This is a genomic window from Kitasatospora sp. NPDC058190, assembly GCF_042883685.1.
In the GTDB taxonomy this organism is placed as follows: Bacteria; Actinomycetota; Actinomycetes; order Streptomycetales; family Streptomycetaceae; genus Kitasatospora.
On the sequence record NZ_JBHVVI010000219.1, the window covers coordinates 1 to 7,564 of the forward strand.

At 76.8% G+C, this 7,564-nt stretch carries 1 protein-coding gene; it reads right to left on the reverse strand.

Annotated features, from left to right (window positions below):
- A partial coding sequence (locus ACFVWU_RS43580; protein ID WP_387632005.1) for a type I polyketide synthase occupies nucleotides 1-7,564 on the reverse strand: 7,564 nt, incomplete at both ends.

Sequence of the window (7,564 nt, forward strand, 5' to 3'; positions counted from 1 at the left end):
GTCGACGTGCAGCGACTTCGGCAGCAGACCGTGCCGCATCGCGAGCACCGTCTTGATCACACCGGCGGCGCCGGCGGCGGCCTGGGTGTGGCCGAGGTTGGACTTCACCGAACCGAGCAGCAGCGGCAGTTCGCGCTCCCGCCCGTAGGCGGCCAGCAGGGCGTGCGCCTCGATCGGGTCCCCGAGGGCGGTGCCGGTGCCGTGCGCCTCGACGGCGTCGACCTCGGCGGCGGTCAGGCCCGCGTCGGCGAGGGCCGCGCGGATCACCCGCTGCTGGGCCCGTCCGTTGGGGGCCGTCAGCCCGTTCGAGGCGCCGTCCTGGTTGACGGCGGAGCCGCGCACGACCGCGAGCACCGGGTGCCCGAGCCGGCGGGCGTCGGAGAGCCGCTCCAGGACGAGCACGCCCGCACCCTCGGACCACGCGGTGCCGTCGGCGGCGTCGGCGAAGGGCTTGCAGCGGCCGTCAGCGGCGAGGCCGCCCTGCGCGGTGAACTCGACGAAGGCGTCCGGGCTGGACATCACCGAGGCGCCGCCGGCCAGGGCCAGCGAGCACTCCCCGGCGCGCAGCGCGCGGGCGGCCAGGTGGAGCGAGACGAGGGCGGAGGAGCACGCGGTGTCGACGGTGACGGCCGGGCCCTCCAGCCCGAGGGTGTAGGAGAGCCGGCCGGACAGGACGCTCGCGGTGTTGCCGGTGGCGGCGTGGCCTCGGACGTCGGCGGTGCCGCGGCGCAGCACGGTGAGGTAGTCCTGGCCGTTGGTGCCGACGAAGACGCCGGTGTCGCTGCCGCGCAGACGGTCGGGGGCGATGCCGGAGCGCTCCAGGGCCTCCCAGGAGGTCTCCAGGAGGAGGCGCTGCTGGGGGTCCATGGCGAGGGCTTCGCGGGGCGAGATGCCGAAGAACCGGGCGTCGAAGCGGCCGACGCCGTCGAGGAAGCCGCCGTGGAGGGTGGCGGAGCCGCCGCGCCCGAGGGCGTCGAGGTCCCAGCCGCGGTCGGCGGGGAACGGGCGGACGGCGTCGGCGCCGTCGCCGAGCAGGCGCCAGAGGTCCTCCGGCGATTCGATGCCGCCGGGGAAGCGGCAGGCCATGCCGACGATCACGACGGGGTCGTCCGTGACGTCCCGCGCGGCCGGGGCCCGGTCGGGTTCGGGCAGGGTGCCGAGGAGTTCGGCGAGCAGGTGGGCGGCCAGGTCCGCCGGGGTCGGGTGGTCGTAGACCAGGGTGGCGGGCAGGGCCAGGCCGGTGGCGGCGGTGAGGGCGTTGCGCAGTTCGACGGTGGTGAGGGAGTCCATGCCGAGGTCGGTGAAGGGCTGGTCCGCGCCGACGCGCTCGCCGCCCACGTGGCCGAGGACGGCCGCGACGCGGGTGCGCACGAAGTCGAGGACGAACCGCTCCCTGGCCTGCTCGGACAGCTCGGCGAGGCGCTGTCGCAGCCCGGATTCCTGGGCGGCGGCGGCCGGGCGGCCGGCCGGCCCGGCCAGCGTGGCGATCAGCGGGACGGGCCGCTGCGCGGTGAAGACCGCCGCGAAGCGCTGCCAGTCGATGTCGGCGACGGTGAGCGCGGTGTCGTCGTGGTCGAGGGCGTGTCCGAGGGCGGTCAGGGCGCGCTCGGGTGCCATCGGGCCGTAGCCGCCGCGGCGCACCCGCTGTTCGACGCCGGCCCCGGCCATGCCCTCGCCGGCCCACGGGCCCCAGGCGATCGCGGTCGCCGGGCGGCCGTCGGCACGGCGCTGCTCGGCGAGGGCGTCGAGGTGGGCGTTGGCGGCGGCGTAGTTGGCCTGTCCGGCGGCGCCGATGGTGCCGGCGGTGGAGGTGAACAGGACGAAGGCGGCGAGGTCGGTGTCGCGGGTCAGCTCGTCGAGGTGGTGCGCGGCGTCGACCTTCGGGCGGTACACCTCGGCGAAGCGCTCGGCGGTCAGGGTGTCGAGGGTGCCGTCGGCCACGACGCCGGCGGTGTGGAAGACGGCGGTGAGCGGCCGGTCGGCGGGGACGGCGGCGAGGACGGCCGCGAGGGCCTCCCGGTCGGCGGCGTCACAGGCGGCCAGGGTGACGTCGGCCCCGAGGGCGGCGAGGTCCGCGCGCAGCTGCTCGGCGCCGGGGGCGTCCGGGCCGCGGCGGCTGACCAGCAGCAGGTGCGCGGCACCCTGGGCGGCGAGGCGGCGGGCGAGCTGCCCGCCGAGGCCGCCGGTGCCACCGGTGATCAGGACGGTGCCGGCGGGCGCGTACGGCCGGGCGGCCGGGCGTTCGCCCACCGGTTGACGCAGCGGGTGACGCACGAGGCGCCGGGCGAAGGTGCCGGAGGCGCGGACGGCGAGCTGGTCCTCGCCGTCGGTGCGGGCGAGCGCGGCGGCCAGGCGGCGCAGCGCGGTGTCGTCGAGCTTGTCCGGCAGGTCGATCAGCCCGCCCCAGCGGGTGGGCGGTTCGAGGGCGGCGGAGCGGCCGAGGCCCCAGACGGCGGCCTGCCGGGGGTCGGCGGGGTGGTCGGAGCGGCCGGTGGCGACGGCGCCTCGGGTGAGGCACCACAGCGGGGCGGTGAGGTCCGCGTCGCCGAGGGCCTGGACGGCGGTGACGGTGGCCGCGAGCGGGTCGTCGCCGAGGGCGAGCAGGGACAGGACGCCGGCGATCTCCCCGACGGCGGCCTCGCGCAGCTGGGAGGCGAGCGCGGACCGGTCGCCGGAGACCCGGAGGGTCACCCCGTCGACGAGCCCGTCCACCCACGGTGCGTCGTCCGACGCGAGCACCAGCCAGCGGCCGGACGGCCGGGTCGCGGCAGCACCCGTCACGTCGAGCGGCGTCCAGGAGGCGCGGTAGCGCCAGGCATCGACGGTGGAGCGCTCGCGCCGGGCGCGGCGCCAGGTGGAGAGGGCGGTCACCGTGTCGCGGTCGAGGTCCAGGCCGGTGCCGAGCGCCCCGAGATCGCCGCGGTCGACGGCGGCCCAGAACTCGGCGTCCACGGGGTCGGATCCCACCGCCGGGACGGACCGGCCCTCCGGCCAGTAGCGCTCCCGCTGGAACGGGTAGGTGGGCAGGTCGGCGCGACGGGCGCCGGTGCCGGCGAAGACGGCCGCCCAGTCCGGGCGCAGGCCGCCGACGGCCAGCCGGGCGAGCGCGGCCGTGAGGACCGGGACACCGGGCCGGCCGCGGCGCAGCGCGGGCACGCCGGTGAGGCGGGCGCCGTCGCCGAGGGTGTCGCGGGCGGCGGCGGTGAGGACGCCGTCCGGGCCGAGTTCGAGGAAGGCGGCGGCGCCGTGGCCCGCGAGGGCCTGGACGGCGTCGGCGAAGCGGACGGTGCCGCGCACCTGCCGGGCCCAGTACGCGGGCGCGGCGAGCTCGTCGGCGGTGGCGGGCGCGCCCGTGACGGTGGAGATCAGCGGGATCGCCGGGGCGTCGTAGGTGAGCGTGGCGGCGACGCGGGTGTAGGCGTCGAGCATCGGCTCCATGTGCGGGGAGTGGAAGGCGTGCGAGACGCGCAGGCGCTTGGTGCGCCGCCCGACGAACTCGCCCGCGACACGGAGGACTTCGTCCTCGTCGCCCGCGAGCACCACCGACCTGGGCCCGTTGACGGCGGCGATCGAGACGCCGTCCGTCAGCAGCGGCAGCACCTCCTCCTCCGTCGCCTCGACCGACACCATCGCTCCCCCACCGGGGAGTTCGGACATCAACCGGGCCCGAGCCGCGACCAGCGCGCAGGCGTCCTCCAACGAGAACACCCCCGCCACATGCGCCGCCGCGATCTCACCGATCGAGTGCCCCACCACGACATCGGGCCGCAGACCCCACGACTCCACCAGCCGGAACAGCGCCACCTCCAGCGCGAACAACGCCGGCTGCGCATACCCCGTGTCATCCAGCAGCGCGGCCTCCGCCGAACCCTCCGCCGCGAACAGGACGTCCCGCACGGGCCGTTCGTAGTCGAGGTCGAAGCGGGCGAGGACGGCGTCCAGCGCCTCCGCGTACACCGGGTACCGGTCGTACAGCTCCCTGCCCATGGCCGGGTACTGGCTGCCCTGGCCGGTGAACAGGAACGCCAGACCGCCGGCGGCCGCCCGGCCGGTGACGAGGGCGGCGTCCGGCAGGCCGTCGCGCAGGGCGGCGAGCGCGCGCCGGAGCTCGGCGCGGTCGCCGGTGGTGACGGCGGCCCGGCGGTCGAGCGCGGTGCGGGTGGTGGCGAGGGAGAACGCCAGGTCGGCGAGCGGAAGTTCGGGCTGCTCGTCGAGCGCGGTGAGCACCTGACCGGCCTGGGCGCGCAGCGCCTCGTCGGTACGGGCGGACAGCGTGAAGGGCACGGTGTCGCCGTCCGCCGGCGCGGCCGCCACGACGGCGGCCGGTGCCTGTTCGAGGATCACGTGCGCGTTGGTGCCGCTCAGCCCGAAGGAGGAGACGGCGGCCCGGCGCGGACGCCCGGTCTCGGGCCAGTCGCGCGCCTCGGCGAGAAGCTCGATGGCGCCCTGCGTCCAGTCGACGTGCGTGGACGGCCGGTCGATGTGCAGGCTCGCCGGGAGCACGCCGCTGCGCAGCGCGAGCACGGTCTTGATGACGCCGGCCACGCCGGAGGCCATCTGGGTGTGGCCGATGTTGGACTTCACCGAGCCGAGCAGCAGCGGCAGTTCGCGGTCCTGGCCGTAGGTCGCGAGGAGCGCCTGGGCCTCGATCGGGTCGCCGAGCCTGGTGCCGGTGCCGTGGCCCTCGACCGCGTCGACCTCGCCCGGGGCGAGCCGTGCGCCGGCGAGCGCGGCACGGATCACGCGCTGCTGCGCGGGCCCGTTGGGCGCGGTGAGGCCGTTGGAGGCGCCGTCCTGGTTGACGGCGGAGCCGCGCAGGACGGCGAGCACCGGGTGGCCGAGCCGCTCGGCGTCGGAGAGGCGCTCGACCAGGACGAGGCCGACGCCCTCGGCGAGGCTCATGCCGTCGGCGGCCTCGGAGTAGGCCTTGCAGCGACCGTCCACGGCCATCGCGCGCTGGCGGCTGAAGCCGACGAACGCGTTGGGCGTGGCCATCACGCTGACGCCGCCGGCGAGGGCGAGGGAGCTCTCGCCGTTGCGCAGCGACTGGCAGGCCAGGTGCAGGGCGACGAGCGAGGAGGAGCACGCGGTGTCGAGCGTGACGGCCGGGCCCTCGAAGCCGAAGGTGTAGGAGAGCCGGCCGGACAGGACGCTCGGGATGGTGCCGGTGACGAGGTGGCCCTCGGCGCCGTCCTGGGCGGAGTCGCCGGGGCTGTAGTCCTGGTAGCTGGCGCCGATGAAGGTGCCGGTGAGACTGCCGCGCAGGGCGGACGGGTCGAGGCCGGCGCGCTCCATGGCCTCCCAGGCCGTCTCCAGGAGGAGGCGCTGCTGCGGGTCCATGGCGAGGGCCTCGCGCGGGGAGATGCCGAAGAACGCGGCGTCGAAGTCGGCGACGTCCTGCAGGAAGCCGCCGCGCACCGAGTAGGTGCGGCCGGGCGCGTCCGGGTCCGGGTCGTACAGCCCCTCGGTGTCCCAGCCGCGGTCCGTCGGGAATTCGGTGATGGCGTCGCCGCCCGAGGTGACGAGCCGCCACAGGTCCTCGGGCGAGGCGATCCCGCCGGGGTAGCGGCAGCCCATGCCGATGATGGCGATCGGCTCGTCCGACGCGGCGCCCGCCACCGTGGCGGCGGGGCCGCCCGCGTCAAATCGACCAGTGGCGGCGCCGGCGATCTTCTCGCGCAGGAAGCGCACCAGGGCGAGCGGGTTCGGGTGGTCGAACACGAGGGTGCTGGGCAGCGTGAGCCCGGTCGCGGCGGCCAGGCGGTTGCGCAGGTCGACGGCGGTCAGCGAGTCGAAGCCGACGTCACGGAAGGCCCGCTGCTCGGACAGCACGTCGGGCGAGGCGTGGCCGAGCGTGGTCGCCGCCTCGGCGCGGACCAGGTCCAGCAGCCGGCGCTCCTGCTCGGCGGCCGGCAGGGCGCGCAGCTTGGCGGCGAACTCGCCGTCCCCGGCCGGGCGTTCGGTGGCCTCGGTGAGCCGGCGCACCTCGGGGACGTCCTCGAACAGGGCGGTCGGGCGGCCGGAGGTGAAGACCGGGTGGTAGCGCTCCCAGTCGACGTCGGCGATCGCGAGCACCTGTTCGTCGGCGTCCAGGGCCTGGCGCAGCCCGTCCAGGGCGAGCGAGGGGTCCATGAAGACCAGGCCGCTGCGCCGGATCTGGCCGGGGTCGACGCGGCCGAGCTTCAGGTCGTCGGCCCAGATGCCCCAGGAGATCGCGGTGGCCCGGCCGCCGCGGGCGCGGCGGTGCTCGGCGAGCGCGTTGAGGTAGGCGTTGCCCGCGACGTAGGCGGCGTGCCGGCCGCTGCCCCACATGCCGGCGGTGGAGGAGTACAGCACGAAGGCGTCGAGCTGGTCGTCGGGCAGGAGCTCGTCGAGGTGGCGGGCGCCGGCGGTCTTGGCGTGCAGGACCGTGGCGAAGGCCTCGTGGGTGGTCTCCTCGACCGACAGCAGCTCGATGACGGCGGCGGTGTGCACGACGGTGCGCACCTCGTGGCCGGCGGCGGCGAGGTCGGCGAGCATCGCCGCGACGGCGTCGCGGTCGGTGAGGTCGCAGGCGGCCATCTCGGCCGCGCAGCCCGCGGCGGCGAGTTCGGCGAGCAGTTCGGCGGCGCCCGGCGCGGTGGCGCCGCGGCGGCTGGTGAGCACGATCCGCTCGGCGCCCTCCGCGGCGAGGCGGCGGGCCAGGTGCGGGGCGAGGGTGCCGGTGCCGCCGGTGATCAGGACGGTGCCGCGCAGCGGGCGGACCTCCCGGCGGGCGGCGGCCTCGGCGCGCACGATGCGGCGGGCGTAGGCGCCGGAGGGGCGGATCGCCACCTGGTCCTCGTCGCGGGCGGCCAATACGGCGGCCAGCCGCTCGCCGCCGCGCCGGTCGAGCGCGTCGGGCAGGTCGACGACACCGCCGAAGCGCTGCGGGTGCTCCAGCGCGGCCGTCCAGCCGAGGCCGTGGACCTGTGCCTGCACCGGGTTGGCGACCGTGTCGGTGCGCCCGGCGGCGACGGCGCCGCGGGTGAGGCACCACAGCGGCGCGTCCTGCCCGGCGTCGCCGAGAGCCTGGATCAGGGCGAGGGTGAGCGCGACGCCCTCGGGCAGGGCGGGGTGGCGCTCGCTCGGCCGCTCGGCGGTGGCGAGCAGGGAGACGATGCCGGTGGGACCGGCGGGCTCCAGGAGGGTGGCGAGCCGCTGCCGGTCGGTGCAGGTGTCGTCCAGGACGAGCCGCTCGACCGTCGCGCCGTGCGCGGTCAGCGCCTCGGCGACGTCCTCGCCCTCGCCTTCCTGGGCGGTGACGAGCAGCCAGGTGCCGTCCAGCCTGGCGGGGGCGATGGAGAGCGGCTTCCACGTCGCCCGGTAGCGCCAGGAGTCGAGCGTCGAGCGCTCACGCCGGCGGCGGTGCCAGTCGGTCAACGCGGGCAGCACCGGCGCGAGCGCGCCGCTGTCGATGCGCAGCCGGGCGGCCAGCGCCTCGACATCGGCCTCCTCGACGGCGCTCCAGAACTCGCCGTCCTCCGGCTCCCCGCCGGGGCGCGGCGCGACGGCCCAGAGGTGCTCGTGCTGGAAGGCGTAGGTG